General features: G+C 44.1%; 14 protein-coding genes and 1 riboswitch. Of the genes, 6 read left to right on the forward strand and 8 right to left on the reverse strand.

The window, feature by feature from the left end:
- Positions 1-129 precede the first annotated feature (129 nt).
- The 7 genes from DW159_RS07260 to DW159_RS07290 form a co-directional block, all read right to left on the reverse strand.
- A complete protein-coding gene (locus DW159_RS07260) occupies positions 130-1,188 on the reverse strand; it encodes a DUF6382 domain-containing protein (protein ID WP_015534306.1) in 1,059 nt (352 codons plus the stop codon).
- Between the two features lie 52 nt (positions 1,189-1,240).
- Positions 1,241-3,064, reverse strand: coding sequence for a glutamine--fructose-6-phosphate transaminase (isomerizing) (gene glmS / locus DW159_RS07265; RefSeq protein ID WP_015534307.1), 1,824 nt, complete (start codon positions 3,062-3,064; stop codon positions 1,241-1,243).
- A 64-nt stretch (positions 3,065-3,128) separates the two neighbouring features.
- Entirely contained in the window at positions 3,129-3,335 is a 207-nt protein-coding gene (locus DW159_RS07270; protein ID WP_117549755.1) for a hypothetical protein, read from the reverse strand.
- A gap of 200 nt (positions 3,336-3,535) precedes the next feature.
- On the reverse strand, positions 3,536-5,572 hold the full coding sequence (metG, locus tag DW159_RS07275; RefSeq protein WP_055222442.1) for a methionine--tRNA ligase: 2,037 nt from the start codon (positions 5,570-5,572) through the stop codon (positions 3,536-3,538).
- A 190-nt stretch (positions 5,573-5,762) separates the two neighbouring features.
- On the reverse strand, positions 5,763-6,152 hold the full coding sequence (locus tag DW159_RS07280; RefSeq protein ID WP_015534309.1) for a DUF2752 domain-containing protein: 390 nt from the start codon (positions 6,150-6,152) through the stop codon (positions 5,763-5,765).
- 26 nt (positions 6,153-6,178) lie between these two features.
- Complete coding sequence (locus DW159_RS14030; RefSeq protein ID WP_117549757.1) at positions 6,179-6,934, reverse strand: DUF4234 domain-containing protein; 756 nt, start codon at positions 6,932-6,934, stop codon at positions 6,179-6,181.
- Between the two features lie 223 nt (positions 6,935-7,157).
- Positions 7,158-7,499 carry a DUF4234 domain-containing protein gene (locus DW159_RS07290; RefSeq protein ID WP_117549759.1) on the reverse strand — a complete coding sequence of 114 codons (342 nt, stop codon included), beginning with the start codon at positions 7,497-7,499 and terminating at the stop codon, positions 7,158-7,160.
- A 342-nt stretch (positions 7,500-7,841) separates the two neighbouring features.
- Between DW159_RS07290 and DW159_RS07295 the strand changes: the two genes are divergently transcribed.
- The 6 genes from DW159_RS07295 to DW159_RS07320 all read left to right on the forward strand — a co-directional run bounded on the left by DW159_RS07295 (position 7,842) and on the right by DW159_RS07320 (position 15,322).
- Positions 7,842-8,774 (forward strand): ornithine carbamoyltransferase, encoded by a 933-nt coding sequence (locus tag DW159_RS07295; RefSeq protein WP_117549762.1) that lies wholly within the window; start codon positions 7,842-7,844, stop codon positions 8,772-8,774.
- Between the two features lie 37 nt (positions 8,775-8,811).
- Entirely contained in the window at positions 8,812-9,741 is a 930-nt protein-coding gene (gene pyrB, locus DW159_RS07300; RefSeq protein ID WP_004852491.1) for an aspartate carbamoyltransferase, read from the forward strand.
- An 11-nt stretch (positions 9,742-9,752) separates the two neighbouring features.
- Positions 9,753-10,166 (forward strand): aspartate carbamoyltransferase regulatory subunit, encoded by a 414-nt coding sequence (locus DW159_RS07305; protein WP_015534312.1) that lies wholly within the window; start codon positions 9,753-9,755, stop codon positions 10,164-10,166.
- A 74-nt stretch (positions 10,167-10,240) separates the two neighbouring features.
- Positions 10,241-11,542, forward strand: a complete 1,302-nt coding sequence (locus tag DW159_RS07310) for a UDP-N-acetylglucosamine 1-carboxyvinyltransferase (RefSeq protein WP_117549764.1) — start codon at positions 10,241-10,243, stop codon at positions 11,540-11,542.
- Positions 11,543-11,749: 207 nt separating this feature from the next.
- Positions 11,750-13,870: a cadherin-like beta sandwich domain-containing protein gene (locus tag DW159_RS07315; RefSeq protein WP_242992637.1), complete on the forward strand. Its 2,121-nt coding sequence runs from the start codon at positions 11,750-11,752 to the stop codon at positions 13,868-13,870.
- 24 nt (positions 13,871-13,894) lie between these two features.
- Positions 13,895-15,322, forward strand: a complete 1,428-nt coding sequence (locus DW159_RS07320) for a cohesin domain-containing protein (protein ID WP_055222439.1) — start codon at positions 13,895-13,897, stop codon at positions 15,320-15,322.
- A gap of 93 nt (positions 15,323-15,415) precedes the next feature.
- On the opposite strand, the gene metK is transcribed toward DW159_RS07320, so the two are convergent.
- Entirely contained in the window at positions 15,416-16,603 is a 1,188-nt protein-coding gene (metK, locus tag DW159_RS07325) for a methionine adenosyltransferase (RefSeq protein ID WP_022217499.1), read from the reverse strand.
- Positions 16,604-16,673: 70 nt separating this feature from the next.
- Positions 16,674-16,803, reverse strand: a riboswitch (SAM riboswitch).
- Positions 16,804-16,839 lie beyond the last annotated feature (36 nt).

Raw genomic sequence — 16,839 nt, forward strand, 5'->3', positions numbered from 1 at the left:
TTCACATTCTATTTATATTACCCCTTTACCCACATGTACTCCGGCGCACCTATGCAGGGGATTTATTATAAAATAAGGAGACTCATTATAATAATAAACAAGTCTCCTTATCCAGTATAATATACTATTTTATTTCTCCTTGAAGGTGAACTCTTCATTCGCAAGCTTGAATCTGATTCCATCTATGAGCATCATATCCGTTCCGCTGCTTATGATCTTGCCACCAAGGTAAGTGTGGTTGGTCGACTTGTTATCTCTCAGATAGTACACGCCGTTGACATTGATAATGTAAGCATGGCGGCGGCTGACTGAATTGTTGTCAGTTACCTGATAGTCAACTCCCTGTGTAGACTTACCGATACAGAATATCGGCTTGTCGATCCTTATCCTCTCGCCTGTTCTCGTTCTTATGATGACAGGGCCGCTCTTGCCACGGTTGTTGGCTGTGAGAACTGTTGTCGAACCGTCATCGTTGTCATCAAATCCAATATCATTTGATGAGAAATCCTTAACTTCCTTTGCAAGCTTGAATGAAGAAGTTGTAACATGAGGAGTCTCAGGGACCTCTACCTTAGCCACATTGACCGGGCTGACTCCCGCCGACTTCATAAGCTCCTGCTCATCCTCAGGATGTGCTATATTGTCATTCTTCAGGTCTGTTATAAACTTATAAAATTCTGACAGATAAAATGTAGGATTGTGATCAAAGTATTTGATAAGCTCATATCCGGCATCGGATGCCTTCTTATTCGCAAACTTCATATTGCCCATAAGATCCCTTATAAACTTCTCCATATTACATCTGTCCATAGGCTTATCTATAGGCAGGAATATGAGCTGAACAGCCATATTCTGGAAGTCTATATACATATATCCCTTATTCAGTATAACCTTTCCAATGGACAGATCATTCGCCTTGAGATACATGAGCTGATCTGCAATACTGAATATCAGATCAACCAGCTCATCCTTGTGTATCTTCTTCTCAAGGAACTGATTCATGGTAGTCATGGCTGGAATAGAATATGTCAGAGCTCTCTGACCATCTATATATTCCTCATGGCAGAACGCATTATTGCCCACAAACTGAGCATTGTACAGCTCTACCTCATTGTGAAGAACCTCTACATCGTCTTCAATCTTAAAGTACAATTTGTACTCATCACACAAATACATCTTATCACTCATATAAAACCCTCCGATATTTATCGCACGATATCCATGTAAGTCCCGGAGTCAATTATTCTACTGTAACTGACTTTGCCAGATTACGTGGCTTATCTACGTCCAACCCCTTTGCATCGGACGTGTAATACGCTATAAGCTGCAGGATGACAGCAGCCGAAAATACCGTGAACAATCCATCCTGCTTTGGTATGGATATGTGTTTGTCACATACATCTTTATCATTGTACTCTTCATCCATGCTGACAAGAATGACGTATGCGCCTCTTGCCTTAACCTCGCGTATATTGGAAATCATCTTTCCGTATACAGATTCCTGTGTAGCCAAGGCTATGACCGGAACGTTCTCAGTTATGAGTGCTATTGTTCCATGTTTTAACTCCCCTGCCGCATAAGCCTCAGCGTGAACATAAGAAATCTCTTTCAGCTTCAGTGCACCTTCCAGTGACAGTGTATAATCCAGTCCTCTTCCTATGAAGAATGCATCCGGAGCCATCTTTATATAGTTTGCAACTGTCTTTACTTCATCTGCCTGCTTGAGTGTCTCCTCTATCACCGGGATAACGCCCTGAAGCTGTCTGATGAATTTCTTTGCCCTGTCCTCAGAGTATATACCCTTGACATAGCCAAGTCTGCATCCAATGAGATACATTGCAGCCATCTGTACCGAATATGCCTTGGTACTTGCAACTGCGATCTCAGGACCGGCATGTGTATAAAGGACGTAATCGCTCTCTCTGGCGATGGTCGATCCCTTTACATTGACTATGGACAGAACCTTTGATCCACATCTCTTGGCAAGTCTGAGTGCCTCGAGTGTGTCAATAGTCTCTCCTGACTGTGATGTAACTATTACGAGAGTCTTTTCATTTATGAGTGGTTCCTTGTATCTGAATTCTGATGCTATCTCAACATTAACAGGAATCTTTAACTCCTTCTCAATCATGGCCTTGCCGACTATTCCGGCGTGCATAGCTGTTCCGCATGCAACCACTGTGATGTTCTCAAGATTCTTAAACACCTCATCATCGATGCCGTCCTCAGTGAAATCAGGAAGCTCATTCACTATACGAGGAGTTATCGTGTTTCTCAGTGCCTCTGGCTGCTCATAGATCTCCTTCAGCATAAAGTGCGGATATCCACCCTTCTGAGCTGCCGTTATGTCCCATGTTATCTTGAGCATCTCCGGCTCTACCATGTTCCCCTTCATGTCCTCTACTTTGATGCCTGTGCTTGAGAGTGTCAGTATATGATACTCCGGCACAACAAAGTATTCCTTTGAAAATGATATTATCGCTGTGAGGTCTGATGCAATGATCGATCCCTCATCTGTGTATGAAGCGATCATCGGACTTACATTTCTCACTGCGTATATCTTGCCCGGTCTGTCTGCAAACATAATGCAGAGTGCAAATGAACCGGCTATAGCCTTAACAGCCTTTCTGATAGTCTCGATGGGATTGCCATCGTACAGTGTGTCCAGAAGTGCTGCTACTACCTCTGTGTCCGTCTCGGATACCAGCCTGTCGGCCAGTCCGTATTCTCTCACAATGTCGTTATAGTTCTCTATAATTCCATTATGTATAAGTGCCACATCTCCGCACTTATGTGGATGTGCATTCACATCCGTAACTCCGCCGTGAGTAGCCCATCTCGTATGGCCTATTCCACAGGTTGATCTGTACACAGGACTGTCGTCGCTGCACATCTCCCTGAGGTCTTCCACTCTGCCGGCTTTCTTCTTGATCGTCAGTGTATCATCATCATTAAGCAGTGCTATTCCCGCACTGTCATATCCCCTGTACTCGAGCTTTGCCAGTCCGTCAATAAGAATGTCCTTGGCTGGTTTCTTTCCTACATATCCTATGATTCCACACATATTAAATTAATCTCCTTTCGGCTTATAACCACGCTGTATACTGATAATATTATAATATGGCGCACTAAAAAAAGGTGAAGCCACCATACATAACAGCTATGGGTGTCCGGTCATGATTCTTTGTTTTGGAGTTACCCCCATATTTGGATATCATGTGCGCATCCAGACTCTGCGTGAAGGCATCCGCCGAATATTCGATAACCTTCAACCTCGTTATCCCTGAAAGCCAAAGCCCAGGGGTCATGGCGCTAAGATTTCTAAATCTTTCCAAAGGCACACTCCTCCTGTCCGTGCACCTAACAAAATTCTATCATGAAACATCTAATAAATCAATGCAGAAAGGCCTCTGCGTATAATCTTTGTAACATAAAATTTACTTCAGCTTTATAAATAAAAACAGGGAAACACCACGGATCCCGGCCGTGTGCCCGGCCTGTGATGCTTCCCTCATTATATCCACTATTTTATATCTCAGCTTATAAAGCATCCACCTGGGAAGTCCTTCTCGGTGGTCAGGAGTGACAGATTACCCTCAGGATCCTCTGCGCACAGAAGCATACCCTCTGATACGACTCCGGCAAGCTTGCATGGCTTGAGGTTTACTATAGCCACAACCTTCTTGCCAACCATATCCTCAGCGGAATATGTACCCTTGATTCCGGACACAATCTGCTTCACATTGTTCTTGCCAAAGCTTACCTGTGAACAGAGAAGCTTTCTGGAGTTTGGAACCTCCTCACAGGAAACGATCTCGCCGATCATGAGCTGCATCTTCTGGAACTCCTCAATGCTTATCTCCTGCTTGTCAACTACATCAGGATTGGCCTTGAGTGCCTGAACCTTTGCCTCTGCGATCTTGATCTTCTTGGTCTCAGCAGAATTCTCCTTCTCTTCCTTCTGCTTCTTGGCCTGCTCGTACATGGACTCCTTCTCCACTGGAGCGAACTCGGCAACCTTAGCCATAACTTCCTTCACGTCAAGACGTGCGAATAGGATCTCAGGCTGCTCTGTTACCTTTGTTCCTGACTTGTACAGACCAAACTTTCCAAGCTCTGTGACCTTTCTCTTCTCGGTATTGAGCTGTGCCATGATCTTCTCAGTTGTCTCAGGCATATATGGCTCAAGGAGTGTTGCACCTATAACGATGCTCTCGACAAGGTTGTACAGAACTGTGTTCAGTCTGTCCTTCTTGTCCTCCTCCTTTGCGAGTGCCCAAGGCATTGTCTCATCTATGTACTTGTTGCATCTCTTGAACAGTGCAAATATCTCTGTGATCGCATCTGCAACCTTGAGCTTATCCATGCACTCTGCAACCTTGTATCTGCAGTCCATAACGACCTTCTTAAGATCCTCATCGACAGGCTCTGTGACGTTGGTATTTGTCACAATGCCACCGAAATACTTGTTTGACATCGATATGGTTCTATTGACCAGATTTCCAAGTGTATTTGCAAGCTCTGAGTTGAGTCTCTCAACCATGAGCTCCCATGAGATAACTCCATCATTCTCAAATGGCATCTCGTGAAGAACAAAGAATCTGACAGCATCCACGCCAAATATATTGACCATATCGTCAGCGTACATTACGTTGCCCTTCGACTTACTCATCTTGCCATCACTCTGGAGGAGCCAAGGATGTCCAAATACCTGCTTTGGAAGCGGAAGTCCGAGTGCCATCAGCATGATAGGCCAGTAAATGGTATGGAATCTCAGGATATCCTTGCCGATCAAGTGAAGATCTGCCGGCCAGTATTTATAAAACTTCTCATCGCTCTTTCCATCTACGTCATATCCAAGTCCAGTTATGTAGTTTGAAAGCGCATCAACCCATACATATACAACATGTTTTGGATCAAAGTCTACCGGAATTCCCCACTTGAATGATGTTCTTGAAACACACAGATCCTGAAGTCCCGGCTTTAAGAAGTTGTTGACCATCTCGTTACGTCTTGACTCAGGCTGTATAAACTCAGGATGCTGCTCTATATGCTTCATGAGCTTGTCCTGATACTTGCTCATCTTGAAGAAGTATGCCTCCTCCTTGGCCTCCTGAACAGGTCTTCCACAGTCCGGGCACTTGCCATCTATGAGCTGTCCATCTGTAAAGAACGACTCACATGGTGTACAGTATTTTCCTACATAATGTCCCTTATATATATCACCCTGATCGTACAGCTTCTTAAATATCTTCTGTACCTGCTTCTCATGGTAATCATCTGTTGTACGGATAAACTTGTCATATGAAGTATTCATGAGATCCCATATTCTCTTGATCTCACCTGATGTCTCATCAACGAATTCCTTTGGGGTCTGCATGTTCTCAAAAGCCTTGTTCTCGATCTTCTGTCCATGCTCATCTGTTCCTGTCATGAATCTTACATCATAACCTGCGAATCTCTTGTACCTTGCAATGCTGTCAGCCAACACGATCTCGTAGGTGTTGCCTATATGAGGTTTACCTGATGCATATGCAATGGCGGTTGTAATATAATACGGTTTTTTTGCCATTTCAAAAACCCTCCCTGAAAAAATACTACAAGCACAAATGAAATGCTTGTGCAACTTTACCGAAAAACTCCTCGGTAATTGTAAATTATATGCCCTTTTATTATTTATTGTCAAGAAGATGGGATATTAAATAAGTCTGTTACGATGGTCATTCTATAACGCTGCCAATAAACTTGTCATCGTCTCTCTCTCAAAAGCGCATCACATTCCTGAGAACGGCAAACATCACCGCCCCGGCAATACATATAAATATAAGTATATTGTCAAATCGCGATAATTTTCTGTTTCCATATCTTACGAATACATAATCGTTTTTTACAATTATGTATGCCAACGCCGGAAGAGCTATAAACATAAATTGATTATAAGCAAATGCCTTTGCAAGATCCAGCCTTACGGCCGCAAGGATAGCCCGTGTTATCCCGCATCCTGGGCATAAAAATCCGGTTATCTTTCTGAATATACATGGTATGGCAAGTCCTGTCACTCTTATGAATATATAATAGAGGATGCCTATCCCCACGAGGATGGCATCCCTTTTAATTATCGCATTTCTTCTTGATTTCTGTATCTGATCCATGCTCTGTATTTCTTTGTCTCCGCCGACTACTGCTGGCTGTTATCACTGCCTGAAGCATCTGCTGATGTGTTAATATTCTGATCTGACTGCTGGCCAAATGTATTCTGGTCTAAACCGGCCTGCTGACCATATCCCTGCTGATTGTATGCATTCTGATCATATCCCTGCTGGCTGTATGGCTGCTGTCCGTATGCCTGCTGATTATATGCGTTCTGATCATATCCCTGCTGGCTGTATGGCTGCTGTCCGTATGCCTGCTGGTTATATGCGTTCTGATCATATCCCTGCTGGCTGTATGGCTGCTGACCATATCCCTGCTGATTGTATGTATTCTGACCATATCCCTGCTGGTTGTATGTATTCTGACCATATCCCTGCTGACCATATGGCTGCTGACTGTAGGTCTGCTGACCATATCCTGTATTCATCTGAGGTATAGCCTCTGCATATTTGTTTGCAGTGTCCTGCATAAGCGCATATGCAATAATTCCAAGTCCAAATACCTGAAGAAGGACGTATAAGATGCCTGAGTTGCTTGATGGTACACCGTTCTTATTCTTTATGATATCAACTTTCTCACCCATCTTATATGCCCAGAACCATCCATAGATGTTACATGTAACGATAGTGAGCAAAAGCGACATTCCACCACTTGTTGCATCTGTCTCTCCTGACTCCTGATTGATATCGTCTGTCAGCACAACAAACCAATACAATCCATATATTCCGCATGTCACAATTGAAAGCAGAATACATATTCCAATATTCCTCTGTTTGATCATAATTGATAATCCTCCTTAAATTTAGATCCTTAATTACATATGTATGACTTGTGTATGACTGCAATTATACTGTTCCTATATAACCACTACATAACTGCAATAAAAATAATAGAATAGCCCCGCAGACACAACTCAGCCTACGGGACTATTTTCTCATACATTTTGTCTGTATGCAACTGCATCTATACATTTTTCAATGTATATTTGTATGCAATTTGATTCATTACGCATTTTTATTGATGGTATCCTGCATAATAGCATATGATACGATTCCAAGTCCGCATAACTGGAGCAGAAGGAAAAGTATGCTTGAGTTTCCTGCTGGCTGACCATTCTTTGTCTTTATGGCATCAATCTTCTCGCCCATCTTGTATGCCCAGAACCATCCATAGATATTACATGTAACGATAGTAAGCAACAATGCTACCCCACCGCTTGTTGCATCTGTCTGTCCAGATTCCTGATTAGCATCATTTGTAAGGCAAACGAACCAATACAGTGCATATATTCCAAATGTAATGATTGAAAATACTATGCACAAAGCAATGTTTCTCTGCTTGATCATAAAATGTCCTCCCTTTGATTTAATTATAAATTTTTTATAAAAATTTTATAAAATAATAAAACCATATATGCACATCTTTGTCAATAAAAATCAAAAAATTAAGCTGTTTTTTGCTTTATTATCTATATTTTTTTTATAATCAGGCATAAATCTTCAAATATTTACATTCATGATTTATGTGATGTCGTAAACTGTTTTACTTTTGAAACCATGTGCTATATAATAAAATTTCAGGCAGACATATATCAACACCCGTATCCTAAATATATTGCCAGGATCCATAGATTATGTTTGTCCGTATTGCAAGTAATTTATAATTATAGAGAAAAGAGGACATTTGTTATGAAAAACATGCTTAACTTCAAGAATTTCACAGCTGGTGAGCTGATGGATATTCTCAATCTGGCACTTGATATGAAGAAGAACCCTGAGAAGTACGCTCATGCTCTTGATGGCAAGAAGCTCTACACTCTTTTTGAGAAAACTTCCACAAGAACATTCCTTTCATTTACAACAGGTATAACTGAGCTCGGCGGTACATATTACAACCAGCTCTGGAAGGATTCCAACTTTACACTCGGTGAGCCTGTATCAGAGATTAAGTATGTATGCAGAAATGTAGATATCATCATGGCTCGTCTTGTAAAGAACGAGACTGTTGAGCTGTTCGGTGACAATGTTACTGTTCCATTTATCAACGGATGTGACAGTTCTTATCATCCATGCCAGATCCTGGCAGATGCCCTCACTATTATAGAAAAGTTTGGCAGTCTCGATGTAAAACTTATGTACATCGGTGCCAAGAATAATGTATTCAACTCTCTTGTTGAGTTCTTCGCAAAGATGAAGAAAGGAACCATCTATGGACTCACACCACTTGTAAACAACACTGTATGTGGTGATGACTTCTTTGAAGCAGCAAAGGCTACAGGCCACTATGTTGAACTCGATCCTACCATGAGCATGGAGGAGGCAAAGAAGTACGCAAAGGATATGGATATCCTCTACACAGATACATGGGTAGACATGGAGTTCTTCAACAACCCTGCATACAAGCAGCAGAAGGAAGAGACTCTCGCCAAGATGATGCCTTACCAGCTCAACGAGGAATTTACAGAGGGCAGCAAGGCTATAGTATTCCACGACATGCCTATGCACCAGGGATTTGAGATCTCACAGGGCGTTATCGACAAGAACCTCAACCACATTTTGGATGAGGCTGAGAACAGACGTCACGCTGAGAAGGCTGTTATGTATACCCTTCTTAATTCTTAAAATATTCATTCTGATAACCTAAGGAGGATCATGTCAAATGAGACATTTAATAGACCCAATGGACCTGTCAGTTGAGGAGGTTGACCACCTTCTCGTGCTGGCACAGGACATCATCGACAATAAAGAGAAATACAGCGAGGTGTGCAAGGGCAAGAAGCTTGCAACTCTGTTCTTTGAACCAAGCACACGCACAAGACTTAGCTTCGAGGCTGCCATGATGGAACTTGGCGGAAACGTTCTCGGATTTTCATCTGCGAGCTCCTCATCTTCAACAAAAGGTGAGAGTGTGGGCGATACCGTCAAGATCGTCAGCTGTTATGCCGATATTATAGCTATGAGACATTATAAAGAGGGTGCCCCGATGCTGGCTTCCATGAAATCAGATGTTCCTATTATTAATGCTGGTGACGGCGGTCACAATCACCCTACGCAGACATTGGCCGATCTTCTCACAATAAAGAGAGAGAAGGGCAGACTAAACAATATGACCATAGGTTTCTGCGGAGATCTTATGTTTGGTCGTACGGTTCATTCACTTATAAAGGCCATGTCACGATACGAAGGCATAAAATTTATTCTCATATCACCGGATGAATTAAAATTACCTGATTATATAAGAACAGAAGTCATCGAAAAGAATAATATACCATATGAGGAGATTTCCTCTCTTGAGGATGCTATCGGATCTCTGGACGTTCTCTATATGACAAGAGTCCAGAAAGAACGTTTCTTCAACGAGGCGGACTACATAAGACTGAAAGATACCTATATTCTTGACAAGTCAAAGCTGGCTCTCGCTAGGCCTGACCTGTCGATCCTTCACCCGCTTCCTCGTGTAAATGAGATATCTGTTGAGGTGGATGACGATCCGAGAGCATGTTATTTCCGACAAGCACTCAACGGCAAATATGTCCGAATGGCACTCATCATGGACCTTCTCGGACTCGACAAGGATTTTAAGGCATAGGAGGAATGATCATGAATATTGACAGTATTCAGAATGGTATTGTACTTGACCATATAACAGCAGGCAAAGCCCTGCAGATATACAACGATCTTCATCTTGATAAGCTGGATTGCTCCGTTGCTATAATCAAGAATGTTAAAAGCGAGAAGATGGGAAGAAAGGACATTCTTAAGATAGATCAGGATATCGACATAAACCTTGATGTTCTGGGGTATATCGACCCGGATATATCCGTCAACATCATCAAGGACGGCAAGCTCGTTGAAAAACGTAAGATCGAACTGCCTGAGAGACTGGTTGGAATAAAGAAATGTACCAATCCAAGATGCATTACGACCACAGAGCAGGGAATAACCCATATATTCAAACTCACAGACAGAGAAAAGCGAATTTACAGATGTATATACTGTGAAGCAGACAAGTAACTGTTTACTTTTCAGTTTTATGTGCTATAATCTATAAAGTTGCGATAATCCGAGAATTATCTAAGAGGTGAAATATGGAACAGTATGTTATCAAGGGAGGTCGTCCTCTGGAGGGCGAAGTTACCATTGCGGGTGCTAAGAATGCCGCACTTGGAATACTTGCCGCTGCAGTCATGACCGACCAGGAAGTCACAATAGAAAACGTACCGAACGTCAGAGATACAAGAGTCCTTCTTCAGGCCATTCAGGGTATCGGCGCAAGGGTCCGTTACATAGACGAGCACACGGTTGCTATATGTGGTGGAACCATCAATCCGAATACCAATCTCTGTGTCGACGACGAATATATCAGAAAGATCAGAGCATCCTACTATCTGCTCGGCGCACTGCTTGGCAAATATAACCATTCACAGGTCGCTCTTCCAGGCGGATGCGACATCGGAGCCCGTCCGATAGATCTGCACATAAAAGGTTTTGAAGCACTTGGAGCCCACGTTGATATAGCAAACGGTATGATATCCGTTGAGGCTGATGAGCTGATCGGAAGCCACATTTACATGGATGTGATCTCAGTAGGTGCCACCATCAATGTCATGATGGCCGCCGTAATGGCAAACGGCAAGACTACCATAGAGAACGCAGCCAAGGAGCCACATATCGTTGATGTTGCCAATTTCCTCAACAGTATGGGTGCTAACATCAAGGGTGCCGGAACTGATGTCATCCGTATCCGTGGCGTAAAGTCACTTCACGGAACTACATATTCCATCATTCCGGATCAGATCGAGGCAGGAACCTTCATGGTTGCAGCAGCAGCCACCAGAGGCAACGTCCTCATCAAGAACGTAATTCCTAAGCATCTTGAGGCTATAACCTCAAAGCTTACAGATATAGGTGCCACTGTCATCGAGTACGATGATTCAGTGAGAGTAATGTGCAACAAGAGACTCAAGGCTACCAACATCAAGACTCTGCCATATCCGGGATTCCCGACAGATATGCAGCCACAGATGGCGGTTACACTTGCACTGTCCAACGGAACAAGCATCGTCACCGAGAGCATATTTGAGAACAGATTCAAGTATGTCGCAGAGCTTTCAAGAATGGGCGCACACATCAGAGTCGAGGGCAACACCGCTATTCTCGATGGTGTGGAGACATTCACCGGTGCAAATGTTGCAGCACCTGACCTGAGAGCAGGCGCAGCACTTGTAATTGCGGCACTTGTGGCCAACGACTTCTCTACTGTATGTGATATCAAGTATATCCAGAGAGGCTACGAGAAGTTCGACGAAAAGCTTCGCGGACTTGGTGCTCTAATCGAGAAGGTAGAGACGGACAAAGAGATCCAGAAATTCAAGCTCAAAGTAGGTTAATATATACGACATAAGGCGAAAAGCTTTTGCCGGTCAGCACTTGTCTGACCGGCAAAAGCTTTTTTGTTGCAATTTTATTACTTTTTTATAACTTTTTTCACAAAAATGGTGCTCATTTGCAATAATTATGGTAAACTTAGACTGATGTAATTTTGTCATAAATACTATTTTATATATAGATTTGTTTTATGAAAAATGGAGGTTACTATGGATATCAATAATAAACGAACCCGGACTACTATTTCTATCGTAATGCTTATTTGGGCGGTCGTCTGTATCGCGGTGACCGGACTGTATGTGGGAAACAATCACGCAGAAGCCGCGACCACGGGAACTCTCACGTCTGACTACGTGTATTTCCGCAAATCACCAAACGGCACGCCTATAAAATATAACGGCTCGGCCATACTCCTCAGGAAGGGTCAGAAGATGACCGTACTGAGCACTTCCAACAAGACATGGTACAAGGTCAAGCTTACATATAAGAAGAAGCGCTACACCGGTTATGTGTACTCCGCATTTATCAAGGTGACAAGGACAACCTCCAAGAAGGCTCACCTTCGAAAAAATGAAAACTATGTATATTTCCGAAAAACGCCAAACGGCACGCCGCTGAAGTATAACGGATCGCCGATCATGCTCATGGGCGGTCAGAGCATGACCGTACTGAGCACTTCCAACAAGACATGGTACAAGGTCAAGCTTACATATAAGAAGAAGCGCTACACCGGTTATGTATATTCCAAGTTCATCGTGATCGACTCCACTTCAGCCACAACAAAGGCCACGACCAAGGCTACTACGCAGCAGCCTACCACAGCGGCTCAGGCAGCCAAGAGCGGTTATGTGAATGAAGACTATGTATACTTCCGCAAGACGGCAGCGGGTACACCTATAACCTACAACGGAAGCGCGATCATGCTCATGAAGGGACAGGCACTCTCCGTGACTGATACATCCAACAAGTCATGGTACAAGGTCAACCTCACATACAGCAGCAAGAAGTATACAGGATTTATCTCCTCATCGCTCATCACAATGGGAACATACAAGGAACCTGACGGTAACCAGACATCGGATGCAGCATTTGAAAAGCAGTTATCCGCCCAGAACTTCCCTGAGAGCTACAAGGTGCTTCTCAGAAAGCTCCATGCGGAGCATCCAAACTGGATATTCAAGGCGGTACACACCAACCTTAACTGGAACGACGTGGTCAAGAACGAGGTCAACGTACAGGGACGTGTCAACAACCTTGTAAACTGTACATCTTCCAGTCCTAACTACGGCTGGAGATCACAGACCGTTGGATACAACTACAAGACAGACTCCTACTCATCATATGATGGTTCAACATGGTTTGCAGCCTCGGACGATCTTGTAAAGTATTACCTCGATCCGAGAACATATATGTCATCCGCAAGCTCCATGTTCGCATTTGAAAAGCTGTCATACGACTCATCACAGACAAAGTCAGGAGTTGAGGCTATATTATCTGGTTCGTTTATGCACAATGCGCACCCAACCGGTTCGACCACCACATATTCGTCCATGATAATCACCGCAGCACAGAAATCCGGCGTCAGCCCTTACCACATTGCTTCACGTATCAAGCAGGAGGTCGGAGGCTCGATAACCTCGGGAACAAACGGTAAGAATGCCACATATCCCGGCATATATAACTTCTACAATATCGGTGCATTTGAGAGTGCATCGGGTAACGCTATAACAAACGGTCTGAGATGGGCTTCATCGGGCACATCGTACAACAGGCCATGGACAACACCTGCCAAATCAATAATCGGCGGTGCGATGTATATCGGAGAGTCCTACATCAACAAGGGTCAGAACACTCTGTATACTCAGAAGTTCAACGTAACCTACACAGACTGCCTGTACTGGCATCAGTACATGGGAAATGTACAGGCCCCTACAACAGAGGCATGGAAGGTATATGATGCCTACAAGTCTTCAGGAGCACTCAACAAAGCCATAACATTTGCCATACCTGTTTACAAGAATATGCCAAGCACAGCAATGAAGATGCCTGCGGCTAATCCGGGCAACCAGAACAACTACCTGAAAACACTCTCTGTAAGCGGCCAGAAGCTGTCACCTACATTTGCAATAAACAGCACTACACAGTACACGGTAAATGTGCGCTCATCTGTATCAAGTGCGACAATAAACGCTTCACCTGTAAGCAGCTACTCCACAGTGAGCGGAACGGGAACAAAAACCCTGAAATCAGGAAAGAATACATTTAAGATAGTATGTAAATCCCAGAGTAAAGCTACACGTACTTACACCATAATAATTAACAGAGGATAAGGAGGACTCGGTGGATAACCGTATATGAATATTATGAGGACTACAAGATTTAGCTTTAGAACGTTTATGACAGAAGTTGCATGTGTGTTGACTATGATGCTTTTCATGCTTCATACCACTTATGCCGCTACAGTCGCATTTAGTGTTGAGGTTCCATCCACCACGGTCGTTGTTGGCGATACCGTGGAGATCAAGGTAAGTATAAACGCAGCCGATCAGGCTTTATCAAGCTACAGCTACAATATCACATATGATTCCACATTGCTCAAGGCTGTGAGCGGCGGCACCGTGGAATCTGAGGGCACCGTAAGCTACTCCCAGGCAAATGTAAAGCCTGGAGATGCAATGACAGCAACATTTACATTTACCGCCATTGCGAGCGGAACTGCCAGCATAGAGACATCAGCAGTTGAGGTCATCTCCGACACAGAAGAGTCGATAGACATGACACCGTCATACAACTCGGTAACCATCAGCGACAAGTCAGCCGCCGCTTCCACCGAAGCAGCTTCATCTACTGTCAGCGATACCGGTTCAGAAGCCGAGCCTGCAACACCTCTTGCATTGATCGACAGCGAGACCAAGCCTGTTGTTACTGAGGATGAGGTAGGAACACTCACAGAGGCAGATCAGAACGCATCCGCACCTGCAGATACCCTTGTAAGCGTTCACTCAAACAACAACACTTATAACATCATTCCAAAGCCTAATTCAGTCTCAGTGCCAACCGGATATCTTCCAGTGAAGATCAACCTGAACGACACGGACATCAGAGCTTATATGAAGGGAAGCAGTTCCAACACCGTTCTCCTCTACGCAGCAACAAACGACGGACACCAGGGCTGGTATTTCTTCAATCCAAATGAAGGAACTTTCCTTGACGCAACGGATCTCATCGAGGAGACTGATTCGCTGTCCAGCTTCATAGACAAGCACAAGTTCGTAATAATGCTCATAGCCATCATAGTTCTTGTGATACTGGTCGTTGTCATCATCATCCTTGCTGTCTCACTCAAGGGTCTCATCGCTGATTACGAGGCTCAGATAGACAAGCTGAAGAAGGACAACGAGGAGAAGGAAAGCACAGCAAATGAAACATCAGAAGCTGCCGAGCCTTCCGCAAAAGCCGCTGAACACGTCAGAATGCCTCACCACGACAATAGCGAGGTGCCCACCATCAACAACAAAGCGCTCTTCCCTGGGGACGACGAGGTTATCCACGAGAGTTACGCAGACTCCGATTACGACAATCAGGTATCTCCTGATGAGGACGATGTCATCCACACTGACGACTATGACGACACTGCATTTGAGGATGTCGCCGATGACAGCGAGCCTATAGATTCAGCATTTGACGTCAAAGAGGATACGGAGAGTACGGAGAGCAAGATCCAGGCATCCCTCGACGAGATAGATGCGGCACTTGAATCCGCAAAGAAATACAAAGATTAATACTCACGGAATAACGTGATATACAAAAAGCACATGTATCAGTTTCAATCTGATACATGTGCTTTTATATTTGTCTGAATTTTTTTAATCTGCTTATAAGTATGCTTTCAGCACATCCACCTTGTCCAGCTTCTCCCATGGGAGATCAAGATCTGTTCTTCCGAAGTGTCCGTAAGCTGCTGTCTGCTTGTAGATAGGTCTTCTGAGGTCAAGCATCTTGATGATACCTGCTGGTCTTAAGTCAAAGTGCTCTCTAATGATCTCGACAAGCTTCTCATCTGAAAGCTTTCCTGTGCCAAATGTGTCTACCATGATGGATGTAGGTCTTGCAACACCGATAGCGTATGAGAGCTGTATCTCACACTTGTCAGCCAGACCTGCTGCAACTATGTTTTTAGCCACGTAGCGGGCCGCATAAGCCGCTGAACGGTCTACCTTGGTACAATCCTTGCCTGAGAAGGCTCCGCCGCCGTGACGGGCATATCCGCCGTATGTGTCAACGATGATCTTACGTCCTGTGAGACCACTGTCACCATTTGGTCCACCTATTACGAATCTTCCTGTTGGATTGATGAAGAACTTGGTATTCTCATCGATGAGCTCCTGTGGAAGGACCTCGTCGAATATATACTTCTTAACGTCAGCGTGGATCTGCTCCTGGCTGACTTCCTCTCCGTGCTGTGTTGAGAGAACGACTGCATCAAGTCTTACAGGCTTGTCATTCTCATCGTACTCAACTGTTACCTGTGTCTTACCGTCCGGTCTTAAGTATGGGAGTGTTCCGTTCTTTCTTACCTCTGTGAGCTTTCTTGCAAGCTTGTGGGCAAGTGCTATTGGATATGGCATGTACTCAGGTGTCTCATTTGTTGCAAATCCGAACATCATACCCTGATCTCCGGCACCGATCGCCTCGATATCATCCTCGCTCATGAGATGCTCCTTTGCCTCGAGTGCCTTGTCAACTCCCATGGCAATATCTGATGACTGCTCGTCTATGGCTGTGATAACGCCGCATGTATCGCAGTCAAATCCGTACTTTGCTCTGTCGTATCCGATCTCTCTGATCGTCTCACGAACGATCTTCTGAATATCCACATAAGCGTTGGTTGTGATCTCTCCCATGACAAGCACAAGACCTGTCGTGATGGATGTCTCACATGCCACACGGCTCATTGGATCCTGCTCCATCAGCGCGTCAAGCACTGCATCTGATATCTGGTCACAGATTTTGTCAGGATGTCCTTCTGTTACTGATTCCGATGTAAATAATCTTCTTTCCATACTACTTCCTTTCCTTTTTGTACATAAGAAAAACCGCTTCGTATGAGCGGTTTGATCGTGTCTGTCAAGCCTCTCATTGTTCGAGCACAGATCTTGTATCACCTACATATCTGCGTCGCTCAGGTCGGCACCTTCCGAATCTGACATCGGGGTTGCCATGGCTTCTTCGTCCCTTCTGACTCCACCATTCTGAATAAGAGCGTTTTTCTAATATCTATAAATGCAATCATTACTCT

The sequence above is a fragment of the Coprococcus sp. AM14-16 genome (assembly GCF_003434675.1).
Classification (GTDB): domain Bacteria; phylum Bacillota; class Clostridia; order Lachnospirales; family Lachnospiraceae; genus Coprococcus; species Coprococcus aceti.